Annotated in this window: 15 protein-coding genes; 9 read left to right on the top strand and 6 right to left on the bottom strand. The window is 71.5% G+C overall.

The window, feature by feature from the left end; translation table 11 throughout:
- Positions 1-41: 41 nt before the first annotated feature.
- Positions 42-1,031 carry a 2,3,4,5-tetrahydropyridine-2,6-dicarboxylate N-succinyltransferase gene (gene dapD, locus ACIBCK_RS00670; protein ID WP_399385931.1) on the top strand — a complete coding sequence of 330 codons (990 nt, stop codon included), beginning with the start codon at positions 42-44 and terminating at the stop codon, positions 1,029-1,031.
- Between the two features lie 119 nt (positions 1,032-1,150).
- On the top strand, positions 1,151-1,765 hold the full coding sequence (locus ACIBCK_RS00665; protein WP_399385930.1) for a hypothetical protein: 615 nt from the start codon (positions 1,151-1,153) through the stop codon (positions 1,763-1,765).
- Here ACIBCK_RS00665 and dapA read toward each other — a convergent pair.
- On the bottom strand, positions 1,725-2,678 hold the full coding sequence (gene dapA, locus ACIBCK_RS00660; protein ID WP_399385929.1) for a 4-hydroxy-tetrahydrodipicolinate synthase: 954 nt from the start codon (positions 2,676-2,678) through the stop codon (positions 1,725-1,727). The two genes, ACIBCK_RS00665 and dapA, sit on opposite strands and share 41 nt — an antisense overlap.
- Before the next feature lie 197 nt (positions 2,679-2,875).
- On the opposite strand from dapA, the gene ACIBCK_RS00655 reads away from it, so the two are divergent.
- The 5 genes from ACIBCK_RS00655 to ACIBCK_RS00635 all read left to right on the top strand — a co-directional run bounded on the left by ACIBCK_RS00655 (position 2,876) and on the right by ACIBCK_RS00635 (position 6,123).
- Positions 2,876-3,043 (top strand): hypothetical protein, encoded by a 168-nt coding sequence (locus ACIBCK_RS00655; protein WP_399385928.1) that lies wholly within the window; start codon positions 2,876-2,878, stop codon positions 3,041-3,043.
- Positions 3,040-3,708: a hypothetical protein gene (locus tag ACIBCK_RS00650; RefSeq protein WP_399385927.1), complete on the top strand. Its 669-nt coding sequence runs from the start codon at positions 3,040-3,042 to the stop codon at positions 3,706-3,708. The genes ACIBCK_RS00655 and ACIBCK_RS00650 overlap by 4 nt, the downstream gene beginning before the upstream one ends.
- Before the next feature lie 71 nt (positions 3,709-3,779).
- Complete coding sequence (locus ACIBCK_RS00645) at positions 3,780-4,571, top strand: glucose 1-dehydrogenase (RefSeq protein ID WP_367040636.1); 792 nt, start codon at positions 3,780-3,782, stop codon at positions 4,569-4,571.
- 146 nt (positions 4,572-4,717) lie between these two features.
- Positions 4,718-5,281, top strand: a complete 564-nt coding sequence (locus ACIBCK_RS00640) for an antibiotic biosynthesis monooxygenase (RefSeq protein WP_399385926.1) — start codon at positions 4,718-4,720, stop codon at positions 5,279-5,281.
- Positions 5,282-5,382: 101 nt separating this feature from the next.
- Positions 5,383-6,123 carry an SRPBCC domain-containing protein gene (locus tag ACIBCK_RS00635; RefSeq protein ID WP_399385925.1) on the top strand — a complete coding sequence of 247 codons (741 nt, stop codon included), beginning with the start codon at positions 5,383-5,385 and terminating at the stop codon, positions 6,121-6,123.
- Between the two features lie 3 nt (positions 6,124-6,126).
- Here the strand turns inward: ACIBCK_RS00635 and ACIBCK_RS00630 are convergent, their stop codons facing one another.
- Positions 6,127-7,983, bottom strand: a complete 1,857-nt coding sequence (locus tag ACIBCK_RS00630) for an endonuclease/exonuclease/phosphatase family protein (protein WP_399385924.1) — start codon at positions 7,981-7,983, stop codon at positions 6,127-6,129.
- A 278-nt stretch (positions 7,984-8,261) separates the two neighbouring features.
- Here ACIBCK_RS00630 and ACIBCK_RS00625 point away from each other — a divergent pair, with 278 nt between their 5' ends.
- A complete protein-coding gene (locus ACIBCK_RS00625; RefSeq protein WP_399385923.1) occupies positions 8,262-9,722 on the top strand; it encodes a hypothetical protein in 1,461 nt (486 codons plus the stop codon).
- A gap of 51 nt (positions 9,723-9,773) precedes the next feature.
- Here the strand turns inward: ACIBCK_RS00625 and ACIBCK_RS00620 are convergent, their stop codons facing one another.
- The 4 genes from ACIBCK_RS00620 to ACIBCK_RS00605 form a co-directional block, all read right to left on the bottom strand.
- Positions 9,774-10,220 carry a hypothetical protein gene (locus tag ACIBCK_RS00620; RefSeq protein WP_399385922.1) on the bottom strand — a complete coding sequence of 149 codons (447 nt, stop codon included), beginning with the start codon at positions 10,218-10,220 and terminating at the stop codon, positions 9,774-9,776.
- 28 nt (positions 10,221-10,248) lie between these two features.
- Positions 10,249-11,403 (bottom strand): hypothetical protein, encoded by a 1,155-nt coding sequence (locus ACIBCK_RS00615; protein WP_399385921.1) that lies wholly within the window; start codon positions 11,401-11,403, stop codon positions 10,249-10,251.
- 64 nt (positions 11,404-11,467) lie between these two features.
- Entirely contained in the window at positions 11,468-11,695 is a 228-nt protein-coding gene (locus tag ACIBCK_RS00610; RefSeq protein WP_399385920.1) for a hypothetical protein, read from the bottom strand.
- 147 nt (positions 11,696-11,842) lie between these two features.
- The gene (locus ACIBCK_RS00605) at positions 11,843-12,610 is read right to left on the bottom strand and encodes an SDR family NAD(P)-dependent oxidoreductase (RefSeq protein WP_399385919.1); all 768 of its coding nucleotides are present in this window, start codon (positions 12,608-12,610) and stop codon (positions 11,843-11,845) included.
- A 196-nt stretch (positions 12,611-12,806) separates the two neighbouring features.
- On the opposite strand from ACIBCK_RS00605, the gene ACIBCK_RS00600 reads away from it, so the two are divergent.
- A complete protein-coding gene (locus ACIBCK_RS00600) occupies positions 12,807-14,249 on the top strand; it encodes an alkaline phosphatase PhoX (RefSeq protein WP_399385918.1) in 1,443 nt (480 codons plus the stop codon).
- Positions 14,250-14,284 lie beyond the last annotated feature (35 nt).

Here is a 14,284-nt window from a genome sequence, read left to right as displayed (position 1 = left end):
CCGGTTCGCCCGCACGGCGCGGCGCCGGTTAGGTTTTCCCCATGACCGACACGAACGCTTCCCGCACCACCGGCGCCGTCGCCGCAGGCCTCGCCACCGTCACCGCCGACGGCACCGTTCTCGACACCTGGTTCCCCGCGCCCGAGCTCTCCGCCGAACCGGGCCCCGCAGGCACCGAGCGGCTCACCGCCGAGCGTGCCGTGCAGCTGCTCGGTGACGGCGCGGCCAAGGCCATCGGCCAGGACGCCCGCCGTGGCGTGGAGACCATCGCCGTCCGTACGGTCATCGCCTCCCTCGACGACAAGCCGCTGGACGCCCACGACGTCTACCTGCGCCTGCACCTGCTCTCGCACCGCCTGGTCAAGCCGCACGGCGTGAACCTCGACGGCCAGTTCGCCTTCCTGGCCAACGTCGCCTGGACCTCGCTCGGCCCGGTCGCCGTGGACGACGTCGAGAAGGTCAGGCTCAACGCCCGCGCCGAGGGCCTGCACCTCGCCGTGACCTCCGTCGACAAGTTCCCGCGCATGACCGACTACGTCGCGCCGAAGGGCGTCCGCATCGCCGACGCCGACCGCGTGCGGCTCGGCGCGCACCTCGCCGAGGGCACGACCGTCATGCACGAGGGCTTCGTGAACTTCAACGCGGGCACGCTCGGCACCTCCATGGTCGAGGGCCGCATCTCCGCCGGTGTCGTCGTCGGTGACGGCTCCGACATCGGTGGCGGCGCCTCCACGATGGGCACCCTCTCCGGCGGCGGCAACGTCCGCATCGTGATCGGCGAGCGCTGCCTGATCGGCGCCGAGGCGGGCGTAGGCATCGCGCTCGGCGACGAGTGCGTCGTCGAGGCCGGCCTCTACGTCACCGCGGGCACCCGCGTGACCATGCCCGACGGGCAGATCGTCAAGGCCCGCGAGCTCTCCGGCGCCTCGAACATCCTCTTCCGCCGCAACTCCGTCACCGGCGCAGTCGAGGCCCGCCCGAACAACGCGGTGTGGGGCGGCCTGAACGACGTGCTGCACAGCCACAACTGAGCGTCGCCGCAGCCTGACAGAGCGCCCTCCGGTCTCCCCGGAGGGCGCTCTTCGCGTGTGCCGTGCGTAAGCTGCCCTGTCACGTGTGCGCGGGCCGCGTGGGACGACGGGAGAGTGACATGCGCCGAGCGGGGATACGGGCCCTTGCCCTGGGTGGAGTGGCGGTACTGGGTCTGGTGGCCGGGTGCGGCCAGAGCGCCGGTCAGGGGCAGGACGCCGGTGCCGGGGCGGCGCAGACGGTGAGCCGCACCGCCGTCGGAACCGGCGACCACAGCTATCCGCTGGAGAAGAGCGACATCCCCTGGAGCGGCAGCCCGAGCCCGTTCAACGCACAGGTAAAGCTCGCCGACGGGCGCCGCGTGGCGATGCACTACATGAAGGGCAAGGGGCTCTTCGTGCAGGACTACAGCCCCAAGGCCAAGGGGTGGTCCAAGTCGGCCCTGGTGTACGGGACGAAGAGCGACGCCTGCCAGGGGATCACGCTCAAGGCCAAGGACGGCACCGTCGCTGCCTTCGGGGACTTCGGCGACTACTGCGCCGACGGCGAGCCGCCGACCGAGTCGGTCGCCGCGGTCGCCACGGGCCCGCTGACGAAGTGGGCCACGCACCTCACGAAGGACTTCGACGGCTGGGAGAAGATCGCCGTCGCGGACGGGGGCAAGAAGGCCACGTTCACCCGGGGTGCCGACCAGCTCATCTGGACGAAGGCAGGAGGCTTCCCGGCCGCGGGCTGAGGCCTCTGTCCGGCGCCTGCCGGAGCGCCTCGTACGCCGCGGTCAGCCCGTCGGTCGCCTCGCGGCCGGCGGGCCGCAGCGGTGCGCGGACCGGGCCGCCGGGCAGGCCGAGCGCCCCGAGCAGCGCCTTGGAGGTAACCGTGCCCGGGAGGCCGGAGCCCATCATCAACTCGATGAGTTCCATGGCCTGTTGCTGGAGTCGGCAGGCCTGAACGGTGTCGCCCGCGTCGAACGCGTCGATGATCGAACGGAGTTGCCGCGGAACGACATTCGCCACCGTGCTGATGTAGCCCGCGCCGCCCACCGCGTACAGCGCGAGGATGAACTCGTCGCAGCCTGTGTAGTACGCCAAGTCGGTCCGGGACAGGACCTTCTGGGTGCCCATCAGGTCGTACGCGCAGTCCTTCACGGCGACGATCCGCGGATGCTCCGCGAGCCGCAGCATCGTCTCCGGCTCGATGCGGGTTCCGGTGCGCCCCGGGATGTCGTAGAGCGCGAGCGGCAGCCCCGAGGCGTCGGCGACCTCGAGGAAGTGCGCCTCGACGGCGTCCTGCGGCGGCTTGCTGTAGTAGGGCGTGACCACCAACAGGGCGTCCGCGCCCGCCTTTTCGGCCGCGAGCGCCATCTCGACGGTGTGCCGGGTGGCGTAACTGCCGACGCCCGCGACGATCGAGGCCCGGTCGCCGACCGCCTCCGCGACGGCGCGCACGAGCGCGGCCTTCTCGCTGTCGGACGTGGTGGGGGACTCGCCGGTGGTGCCGGAGAGCACGAGCCCGTCGCAGCCGTCGGCCATGAGCCGGTCGGCGAGCAGCTGGGCGCCGTCGAGGTCGAGCAGGCCGTCGCCGGTGAAGGGCGTGACCATCGCGCAGAGGGCGCGGCCGAAGGGAGGAGGCGTTGATGAGGGTGAGGTCATAGAGGCAGTGTCGGCACGCCAACCCTGAAGCTCCACTTAATTCTGCTACGAGGTAAGGGGCAGGAACGCTACGAAGTGGCCGCGAGCGGACCGCCCCGTGACCGCCCCGCCCTAGTGCCAACTCGCCCCCGTATGAGCCACCATGGGCCGACGGTAGTCGACGGACGGCCGCGCGGCGGCCGGCCACAGGAGGCGTCATGAGGCTGGGCAAAGCACTCGCCACCGGGATCGCCGAGGAAGACCCGAAGGAGCGCCTGCGGCAGAAGGACCTCGGGCAGCAGACGGCGCCCGAACCCGAACCGGCGGTGACGGCCGACGAGCCCGCGGCCGAACTCCCCGCGGCCGAGGTCCCCGCGGTCCGATGAGGCTGCGGCTCCCCGCGGAACGCCCGAAGGAGCCGCCGACCGGATACAAGATCGCCCGCCTCGCACTGTCCCAGGACGGCGCGAGAGCGGGCTTCACCGGCATCTCCCTGGGTGCGGCCCTGCCCTACGGCGTGCTCGACGAGGCCCGCTGCGTCTACGGGCGACGGCACGCGGCCCCGCACCGCCGCTGCGACTGCGGCTTCCACTGCGTCCACGACCGCGCCACGGCCCAGGCCCTCCTGTGCACCGCCGAACACCGGGGGGCGGCGCTGCTGCAGGTCACGGTGCTCGGCGCGTACATCCGCTTCGAGCGGGGCTTCCGGTACGCGCGCCAACGGGTGCGCGCCGTGACGGTGCAGCCCTGCAGCTGCGGGGCGCGCGCCTCGGTCCTCGCGGACGCCGGGTGGGGCAGGCCGGGGTGGCGGGTCGTGGAGGGGGCGTGCGGTGCCTGCGCGGGCAGGCGCACATCACTGGAACTCCCGGCGTTCGCCCGCCTGGCCGGAGAGGGCCTCACGGTCACCGGGGCGGGCCCCGAGACGGTGCCGGGGTCGCCGTCCGAGGCCATGGGCGTACCCGAACTGGTCGCGGAGGCGGCGCTGCTGCAGGCCCGGCTCGATGTGTTCCAGGGGGAATTGGCGCGGCTGGCGGGGGACGGGCGGGAATAGGGACCCGGAAAGCTGTCTGGCATGATCGGCGCGGGGTGCGACAGGCCGACATGACGAAGGCATGAGGCTTGATGAACAAGAACGAAACCCGAGCCGGGACAGCGAACGACAGCCGGGCGGGGACGGCACAAGAGGCGCGCGTGGCCCTGGTGACGGGCTCGTCGTCGGGCATCGGCGCCGAGGTGGCCAGACGTCTCGCAGCGGCGGGGATCCGCGTGGTGCTCAACTCCGCCCGCTCGGTCGAGGCAGGCGAGAAACTGGCCGCCGAACTCCCCGACGCCCGTTACGTCCGGGCGAACGTCGCCGATGAGGACGACGCCAAGCGCCTGGTCCGGTCCGCGGTCGACGCCTACGGACGACTGGACATCCTGGTCAACTGCGCGGGAGCCACCCGCTTCATCCCGCACGACGACCTCGAGACCGCGAACCCCCAGGTCTGGCGCGATCTGTACGACATCAACGTCATCGGCGTCTGGCAGACGATCACGGCGGCCGTCCCCCACCTCAGGGCGAGCGGAACGGGCAGCGTCGTCACCATCTCCTCCCAGGCGGGCGTGCGCCCCGGCGGCAGCTCGATCCCGTACTCGGTCAGCAAGGCCGCCGTGAACCACATGACGAAACTGCTCGCCAAGACGCTCGGCCCGGACATACGGGTCAACGCGGTCGCGCCCGGCATGATCGACACCCCGTGGTTCGACGGAGTGGAGGGCATCGAGTCCGCGATGGAGGAGACCGCGGCGCGGCTCCCGCTGCGCCGCGTGGGCCGGCCGCAGGACATCGCGGACGCCGTCTTCGACCTGGTGAACGCCTCGTACATCACCGGCGAGATCCTTCTGGTGGACGGCGGCGGCCACCTCCTGTGACCGGCGGTCGTGACGGGGCGCGGCGTCCCGGGCTCGGGCCGGTCGCCGCTTCCCCTGAACGGGCTTGACCTCAAGTTGGCTTGAGGTCGCAGGATGTGCGTGCGTCGGGCCGAGCAGCGCCCGTCCACCCGCAGAAGGAGCAGGTCATGAAGGCACATGTCGACACCACCTCCCTCCCCGACCCGGCACGCGCGCACGGCGGGCTCGTGTTTCTCAGTACCTGGAGCACGGGTACGCCGGAGCGGCAGCGGGCGGCGGTCGAGGCGATCGCCGCGGCCTGGGGGAGTCGTCCGTGGCCGCACGAGGGGCTCCTGTCGTACACCGTGTACGCCGGCGCGGACGGGTCGACGCTGGCGCACCGCTCGCACTGGCGGGACGAGGCGGCGTACCAGGACTTCTTCGCCCACGGCAGGGACGAGCGGAACGCCGAGATCGACGAGGCCGTGCCGGGCATCGAACGGCTGGGGTTGCGCAAGACGCGGCTGCGGGACGGGGTGGCGCGGGCGGCCGGGGATGACCGGGTGGCAGGGGCGATCGTGATCACCGAGGGGGAGGACGCGGATCCGCAGACGGCGCCCGGCCTGATCTCCCGCCACTTCCACGTGACGACGGACGGTGAGCGGGTGATCAGCTACGCCGAGTGGGAGAGCGCGGAAGGGCTGCCGGCGGCGGGCACGTACCGCCTGGCTCGCGCTCTCGAGCCGCGTTGAGCCCCGACGCCCTCCGCTCTGGACCCGTCGCCCACCGCCCTGGACGGAAAGGGGCGCCGGTGGGATGTTGAAGCGAAGTGGGGCGTCAGGGGGGAGTCGTCATGACCGCGGGCAAGGAGTTCGAGATCGCGCGGGAGTTCGAGGTCGACGCCTCTCCCACCGAGGTCTGGGAGGCGTTCACCACCGGCACCGGCGGCTGGCTGTGGCCCATGGCGGAGTACGAACCCCGGGAGGGCGGCTCAGCCCCCTTCGGTGGCGTCGTCACCCGCTGGGAGCCCCCGCACCGCCTCACCGACCGCGTCGACGACCCCGAAGGCCTGCCGCAGGGCCAGATCCGCAACCAGCTCGACCGCGCCATCGAGCCCCGCGACGGCGGCCGCCGCTCCTGGGTCCGCTACGTGCACAGCGGCGTCCTCACCGCCGACTGGGACAACCAGTACGACGCGGCCACCAAGCACACCGACTTCTACCTGCACACTTTGCGCCAGTACCTGACGTACTTCCCGGGCCTTCCCGCCACCTTCACCGGCCTCGACGGGCCGGCCCCCGCCGCCGCACCGGACGCCCTCATCAGGCTCGGCCGCCGCCTCGGCCTTCCCGACGACGCGTCCGAGGGCGCCCGCGTACGGGTGGACGCCCCCGGCGAACGCCTCGACGCGATGGTCGACTTCCGCAGCAGGCACTTCATCGGCCTGCGCACGGACACCGCGCTCTACCGCTTCTTCGGCCGCAACCACTTCGGCGCCCCGGTCGCCGTCAGCATCCACGACTTCGCGCCGCAGGCGGACGCCAAGGGCACCGAAATGGCCTGGCGGGACTGGCTCCTCAGGCTCTACGGCTGACGCCTACGGCCGGAACCGCAGCACCTGCGGGTCATGGTCACTGTTCTGCTCCGCGAACTCCGCGTTGATGTGCACGCTGTCGTACGCGAAGCCCCTGCCCACCCCGGGGCTCGTCAGAATCTGGTCGAGCACCTGGGAGTTGCCCTGGTAGACGTACGAGTAACGCTCCGACCGCGGAAGGGACTTGACCGCGGACTTCAGCGCGCCGCCCGCCTCCAGCGCGGCCGTCGTCCGCGAGAACTCGAAGTCGTTCACGTCGCCCACGACGACCACGTCCGCGCTCTTCTGCACCTTCCGCACGTCCCGCACGAAGGCGTTCACCGCCTGCGCCTGCCGAAGCCGCTTGGCCTCCGACGACCGCACCGGCGGCTGGTGCCGTGACGTAAGCCCCTCGTCGCCACCCTTCGACCCGAAGTGGTTGGCGACCACGATCACACTGCGCCCCCGGAAGGTGAACTCCCCGGCCAGCGGCTTGCGGCTGTCCTCCCACGCGGTGTTCGCGGGGTCGACGCGCCCGGGGGAGAGCGTCAGCGCCGCGCGCCCGCCGGAGGACCGTACGACATCCGTGCCCGTGGTCGCGTCCCCCTGGCCCCGGTCCGTGAAGGAGACCCGGTCGGGGTTGAAGAGGAACACCTGACGGATGTTGCCACCCGGCTCCCCGCCGTCCTTGTTGTTCTCGGGGGCGATGGACCGCCACTCGTACCGGGGCCCGCCCGCGGCGACGATCGCGTCCGCGAACTTCTGCAGGGTCGCCTCCGCCGAGACGGTCCCGTCGTTCTTCGCGCCGTTGTCGTCCTGGATCTCCTCCAGGGCGAGGATGTCGGGCGAGGCGAGATGCGAGACGACGGCCCCGGCGAGCGCGTCGAACTTCGTCTGCGGATCACCGGGGTCGAGGTTCTCGACGTTGTACGTCGCGACAGCGAGCTCACCCTTGGCCTGGCGCCGTGTCTTCTCCCGTACGAGACCCTTGTCCGTGACCTTGCCCAGGGTACGCGCGACCAGCGTGTAGCCGCCGAACTGGTTGAAGTCCAGGGGGCCTTCGGCGCCACCGGAAAGGGCGTCGCCGACGTTCGCCTTCGGGAAGGGCTGCTCGGAGATCGGGGCGAGCTGCTGGATCTGCAGGCGCCCGGTGTTCTGGTCGTCGTAGGACGCGTAGACCGTGCCGCCGCGCCGGTTCGGGTTCTCGTGCGGCTTCACGGTGACCCACAGCTCCGAGTACGGGTCGGTGGCGCCGACCACGCGCGAGGTGCCGACGCGTACGTTCATGCCCTCCAGGGACTCGTACAGGTCGAGGGCGTACGAACGGGGCTTCAGGCGGAGCCCGTTGATGCTGCCGCCGTCCGCGGGGTCACCGGCGGGCGCGTACCTGGACGGCACCGACTTGGCGTTCACCGTGACGGGCGCGGGCAGCGCGTTGCCGGACGACTCGACCGTGACCGTCGGCTTGGTGAGCTGGGTCAGGGACTGGTTGCCGGACGCCTCGCCGCCGGGCACGTACTCGGTGACGGTCCCGGAGACGCGGACCGCGTCACCCGCCTTCACGGTCAGGGCCGCGGACCCGGTGTAGACGAAGACGCCCTCGCTGGTCGCGGCGTCGGAGTCGGCTTTCGGGTCCTGGATCCAGAAGCCCTTCGAGCCGTACGTACGGACGCCGGTCACGATGCCGGTCACGTCCGTGACCTGCTGTCCGGCGAGGGGCGAGAGGCGGGAGGTGCCCTGGATGTCGTGGACGCGCACCTCGGCGGCGGACGCGGACGACGAGCTCACGGCGAGCAGACCGGCCGCGAGGGCGGTCGCCACGACGGTGGAGACGGCGGCGGATCTCACGGCGGGCCGGGTGGCACGGGATATGTGCGGCATGGGCAAGGCACTCCGGGTGAGTGAGGGTGAGGGTGAGGGTGAGGGTGAGGGTGAGGTGAGAGTGCGGGGCGGGCGTACGAAGCACGTCGGACGGGAAGGCGCGCTCAGCGCTCTACGCGCGTCAATCTCTTGCGTGGCCAGGGGAGTTGTCAAGGTTCGGCGGGTGTTCTCGCCGTGTATGTCTTCTGACAGGGACATGAACCGGGCGGCATGCGTCCAAATCCGTCTAGGCTTCGACCCAGCAGAACCGTTGCTTTCCCCCGGAGGAGAACCAGCCGATGTCCGTAAGTCCCGCCACCCTGCCGCCGGTGCTGCTGCACTCCGAAGCGGAACTCGCGCGGGCCGCGCTCGCCACACCGCTGCTCTCCCGCGCCGCGCGGCTCGCCCGCTGGGCGGGCCCCGACACGCGGGTCGGGGCGGGCGGTGAGCTCATCGAGGAGCAGCTGCCGGCCGCCGTGGCGGAGCTGGGCCTCGAAGCGGACGACCCGGACGCCGCCGCGTACGCGAGCGAGGCCTGGCGCGTGGCCGTCGACACCGGCCTGGTGGACGTCACGGATGCGGACGAGTCGGCGGGAGCCGACGCGCCGGGCACGGTGACCCCGGGCGAGGACCTCGCCGCGCTCACCTCCGGCAGCCCGCAGGACATCCTGGCCGTCTGGCTGGGCGCCCTGGACACCGTGTACGCGGACGCGACCGTGCCCGACATGGACAACCTCCTCGACGTCCTGGAGGAGAAGGGTGAGGTCGACTTCGAGGAGCTCGGCTGGGACCCGCAGGCGGAGGCCGACTTCCTGGACGGCGTGCTCGGCAACCTGTACCTGCTCACCGCGGGCGAGGCGGGGGCCGGCGAGGGCCCGGTGCCGCTGCCCGCGCTCGCCGCGTCGATGATCGTGCCCGACGACATGGGGGAGCCCACGGACGACATCCTGGAGCAGGTGTCGGACGCGATGATGAAGCTCGACGACCAGTTCCGGCTCTTCGAGCCGCTCGGGCTCGTCGAGTACCAGCCGGTCGACGAGGCCCTCATGGTGGACATCGACGAGGCGGAGGCGCCGCTGCCGGACGACGACGAGGACGTCACGCGGTACGGCATGGTCAAGCTGACCCCGCTCGGTGTGTACGGCATCCGGGCGCGGATGCTGGAGGCCGGCGTGGACGCCCCCGCGGTCGGCGATCTCACGGACAAGGGCGCCGACGCGCTGCTCGAAGGGACGGCCGGCTTCCCGCAGGCCGCCGCGCAGGCCGAGATCGAGCAGTGGCTCGCCCGGCACGAACCGCTGGGCGCCGCACGGGAGTTGCTGGCCGCAGCGCGGGGCGGGGACGAGGGTGCGCCGCTGCGGCGCCTCCGCTGCCAGCAGGCGCTCTCGCTGGTCGGCGACGAGGCGGAGCCCGCGCTGCGTGAGGTGCTCGACGACGCGGAGCTCGGTGGGCTCGCCCGGGTGTGGCTTGCCGAGCACGGGGCGGCCGACGTGCCCGCGCCCTCCGAGGCGCTGGTCTTCTGGCTGACCATCGACACCATCGCCGCGCAGCTCGCCGCCGAGGGCAACTCCGATGAGCTGCAGGGTCTCGTGGAGGGCCTTTCCGAGCAGCACAGCGGGTTCTTCGCCGCGGCCTGGCGGGTCGAACACCCCGCCACCGCGGACGTCCTGGAAGCGATGGGGCGGCTGCACCCCGACAAGAAGGTGGCCAAGGAAGCCCGCAAGGCGGCGTTCAAGGCCCGTTCGCAGCAAGGGATGTGATGCCGAAGGCGGCCGGGCCGGAACATCCGGCCCGGCCGCCCGCGGTTCAGCTCAGCACTGATACAGCGTCGTGTGCTTGAACGACGACGTCGCGCCGTTGAAGCCGTACGTCCCCCGGTACGCCGGAGGGTTCTGGTACTCGCCGACGAGTGTGATCGTGTCGGCGCAGGAGCCCTGCCCGGTGCGCTTGGCGTCCAGGCGCATGGTGTCGCCCATGAAGCCGCCCGTGATCTCCCACGGGGCGCCGCAGATGCCGGAGGTGATCTGGCCGCCGGTCACCACGTGCGGGTAAGTGTTCGGGTTGAACTTCACCTCTATGGCGAAGGTGATCGCACCGTTGTGCAGCTCCAGCTCGCAGGTGGTGGCAACCGCCTCGGCGGACACATCCTGGGGCGCGGCGAACGCCTCGTCGCGCGTTTTGACCTCGGCGCCCTGCGGATTGTGGAAGCGGTGCTCCGCGCGGGCCTGCCCCTTCTGCTTGCGTGCCTGAGTGGTCATGGAAGCCCTCCTCTCGTGGTGCGACCGGTCAGGCCAGCTGTTCGGAGACCTCGACCCGCAGCAGCGCGCGGACGTTCTCCAGGTGGTTGAGCACGGTGACGGTCGAGGAACCGGCGAACAGCAGGCCGAGCGCGACGTTGTCGAGCGAGGTCACCAGGGACCCCGAGTCGCCGCCCGCCGAGATGTTCGTCGTCAGGATCTGGTCCTTGAAGCGGGCGGTGCCCGCGGTGCCGTAGTTGACGTCGATCGTCGCGTCGACGGCGATGATCCGGCCGAAGGAGATGTTGGTCGTGCGGCCGGTCTTCTTCACCAGGTCGCCGACCGCGACGTTCGCCTTGCGGCGCCAGGCGCGCGGGGCGCCGCTGAAATACGTCTCGCGGCTGGCGTCCTGGAAGTCGACGGTGCCGAGGGCCGCGTCGACGACGTTGTTGTGCCGTTCCAGCGGGATCTGCGGGGCGAACTGGATCGTGATGAAGCGCTCCAGGGTCGCGATGCGGTCGGCCGGGTCCTGGCCGCCGTCGAAGACGCCCGGCTGCACGATCGCGCTGCCCAGCTGGGCGCGGTTGGAGTCGGCGAGCACGTGGTTGTTGGAGAGGATGTAGAACTTCGCCGGTATGCCGAGGCCGGGGCCCGGCGGGTCGACGGAGGCGCCGGGCAGGAAGTCGTAGACCACGCTGCCGAGCGTGCCCGCCGTCACGCGGACGTTGCCGACCGAGGCGCCGGAGGGGCATGGGCGCATCCGGCGCTTGAGGAGCTGCGGCTCGAACGCGCCGAGTCCGGAGAGCTCTTCCAGCGTGGGCTGCGAGAGGCCCGCGAGCTGTTCGCTCACGCCGCCGTCGGGGCCGTACCGCACCGAGCGGTCGTCGGTGCGGCCCGCCTTGCGCTGCTGCCGCTGTGCGGCGACGTGGCCGACGGCGACCACGTCGGTGGGGGTGCCGTCGTCCATCTGGGCGGGGATGACGTCCCGCTCCGGGAGCATGGACTCCGGGACCTTCTGGGTGACGAACACGATGACCGCGGGTTCGCCGGTGGGCTCTCCGTCGGTCCACTTCACGCCGTGGCCGAAGCCGACGACGTTGGCCGGCGACGTCTGGGGGCCCAGGAAGTCCCCGGACGCTTGCCGGCGTGAGCTGTCGCTGAGCTGACCGCCGGTGGGTCCTCGCATCAATTCGGGCTGGCTCACCACGCCAGACCACCTCTTCCCCTTGGTTGAGGGGTGGAGTTCCGGGCAACTTGCGCGGGCCGTCCTACTGCGCCGCGGGCTCACCGATGGCGAGCACACGCACGGGGACGCCTTCGAGTACTTCCGGAACCACGTCTTCGTCCCGGAGCCGGTCACGGGGCACCTTGCGGGTCACGAACACGACGATCACGTCCGCCCCGGTCAGGTCGTCCTTCCCGATACCGACGCCGGTGACATTGGCCAGCTTCATCAGCCGGTCCTCATGGAGGTGGCGTGCCTGCGATGCGTCCACGCGGCTCGCCTCCCCCAACGGGTGATGCAGGTAGGGGATGTCTATTGCCGTGCGGATGGCGGGTCAAGGCATTCCGCACGAAATCTTGGCTTTACGGGTGATCCGCGCTCGATGACCTTCTTTACGAAGATTCTTCCAACCTCTCGGTCAGGTGCGCAGATGCGATGCCCCGTTGAGATCGAGCACCGAGCCCGACGCCCACTCCGCGACCGGCGAAGCGAGCCACAGCACCGCCGCGGCGATCTCGTCCGCCGTGCCCGCCCGCCCGAACGGACTCTGCGCGCGGATCGCCGCGCCCTCGTCCCCGCTCAGCCGGTGCGCGACCCTCTCCGTCTCGAAGAAGCCGGGCGCCACCGACGCCACCGCGATCCCGTACGGCGCGAGCGACACCGCGAGGGACTGGCCGAGCGCGTGCACGGCCGCCTTGGTCGCCCCGTACGCCGGGTGGTCGGGCTCTCCGCGGAACGCGCCGCGCGAGCCGATGTTCACGATGCGGCCGCCCGTGCCCTGGTCGATCATCCGGCGGGCCGCCAGGTGGCTGAGGTTTGCCGTCGCCAGGAGATTCACCGAAACGTGCTGGTGCCACAGGGCCGCCCAGTCCTCGTACGAGGTGTCGGCGAGGGGGTGCGGCAGGTTCACGGCGGCGTTGTTCACCAGGACGTCGAGGCCGCCGAGCGCCTCGGTGGCCCGCCGGGCGACGTCCGCCGCGCCCGCCGGTTCCGACAGATCCCCGCCCACCAGGACGTGGCCATCGCCCGCGAGCGAGGCGAGCGTCGCGCGTGCCTCCTCCTCGCGCGAGCCGTAGTGCACGGCGACCCGGTCGCCGTTCGCGGCGAAGGCCTGCGCGAGGGCTCTGCCCAGACCGCGGGAGGCTCCGCTGATCAGGACACGGCGGTTGGCGGCAGGCAGGTTCATGGAAGGTGGCCCCTTGACGTCGGACGGCGTTCAACCGCCGTTTATACGCGAGCGGGAACGTGACGCCGACAGCAGCCCGGCCGAGACTGGACCTACCCGGAAATACGCAGGAAGTGTCCGAAAACGCGCAGGCCGGCAGTCGCAGCACGTACACAGTTAGCCCGTAGCCCGCTTCGTACGCGCCTCAGGAGACATCATGTCGCTCACCCGCAGGGACTTCGCCAGACGCTCCGCGATCACCGGCGCGGGGGTCGCGCTGGCCGGCAGCGTCGGCGCGCTCGCCACCGCACCCGGCGCGCTCGCGGCCGAGGAGACGACGGAGGGCGGGGCCGACCCGCTCGGCGGCGGCGCCCCCGGCTACGGGCCCCTCGTCCCCGACCCGGACGGCCTGCTCGCGCTGCCCGCCGGATTCTCGTACCGCGTCCTCACCCACAGCGGCAGGACGAAGCTGGAGACCGGCGAGTTCACGCCGTCCAACCACGACGGCACGGCCACCTTCGAGGGCCCGCGCGGCGTCACGCTGCTCGTCAACAACCACGAGCTGAGCGGCCCTCGCTCCAAGTGGGACCACCCGGTCCCGCTGACCGACGGCCTGGTCTACGACCCGGCCGCGTCCGGCGGCTGCACCGTCGTCGAGGTCCGCCGCGACGGGCACGTGGCCGAGTGGGTCGGCATCGCGGGCACCGCCACCAACTGCGCCGGCGGCTCGACCCCCTGGGGCACCTGGCTGACCTGCGAGGAGACCGAGGACAAGGCCGGCCAGAACGGCATGACCAAGGACCACGGCTACGTCTTCGAGGTCGACCCCTACGACCGGCGCGCCAACCGGACACCCAAACCGATCAAGGCACTCGGCCGCTACGCCCACGAGGCCGTCGTCGTCGACCCCAAGCGCGGGCACCTCTACCTCACCGAGGACGCCGACGAGCCCAACGGCCTGCTCTACCGCTGGACCCCGCCGCAGGGCTTCGAGCACGGCCGCGGCAAGCTGCGTGCCCTCGCCGACGACGCGGGTGTCCTGAAGGCGCCCAAGTGCTACGACTCCGGCGGCCGCTTCGTGGACGACCTGTCCCGCGCCACCAAGATCGGCACCGTGTACGGCGTGGACTGGGTGGAGGTCCCGGACCGCGACGCCCGTACGGTGCCGGTGCGCGAGCAGTTCGACGACGGCGACATCACGCGTGCCCGCAAGCTCGAAGGCATGTGGTGGGGTGACGGCGGTGCCTACATCGTGGCCTCGTACGCCCGCGACGAGAGCCCGGTCCAGCACGACGGCCAGGTGTGGTTCTACCACCCGGCCCGCCGCACCCTCACCCTGAAGGTCCTCCTCGGCGTCAACCAGGACCCCTCCAAGGAAGGCGCCTTCGACAGCCCGGACAACATCACCGTCTCCCCGTACGGCGGCCTCGTCATCGCCGAGGACGGCAACGGCATCCAGCACCTCTTCGGGGCGACCGAGCGCGGGCGCACGTACCCGATCGCACGCAACGAACTGAACGCGGGCACCCCCGAGAAGCCCTCGTACAGCGAGTTCACCGGCGTCACGTTCTCGCCCGACGGCAGGACCCTCTACGCCAACATCCAGACCCCCGGCATCATGCTGGCGATCACGGGGCCGTGGCGCAGGCAGCGCGGCTAGAACCCGCGCAGGCGTCGATTCCCTTGCCCGCCCCG

It is taken from the genome of Streptomyces sp. NPDC051218, assembly GCF_044455475.1.
Lineage (GTDB): Bacteria > Actinomycetota > Actinomycetes > Streptomycetales > Streptomycetaceae > Streptomyces.
The sequence above is the reverse complement of the archived record's forward strand: the minus strand, read 5'-3'. Positions and strand labels throughout refer to the sequence as shown.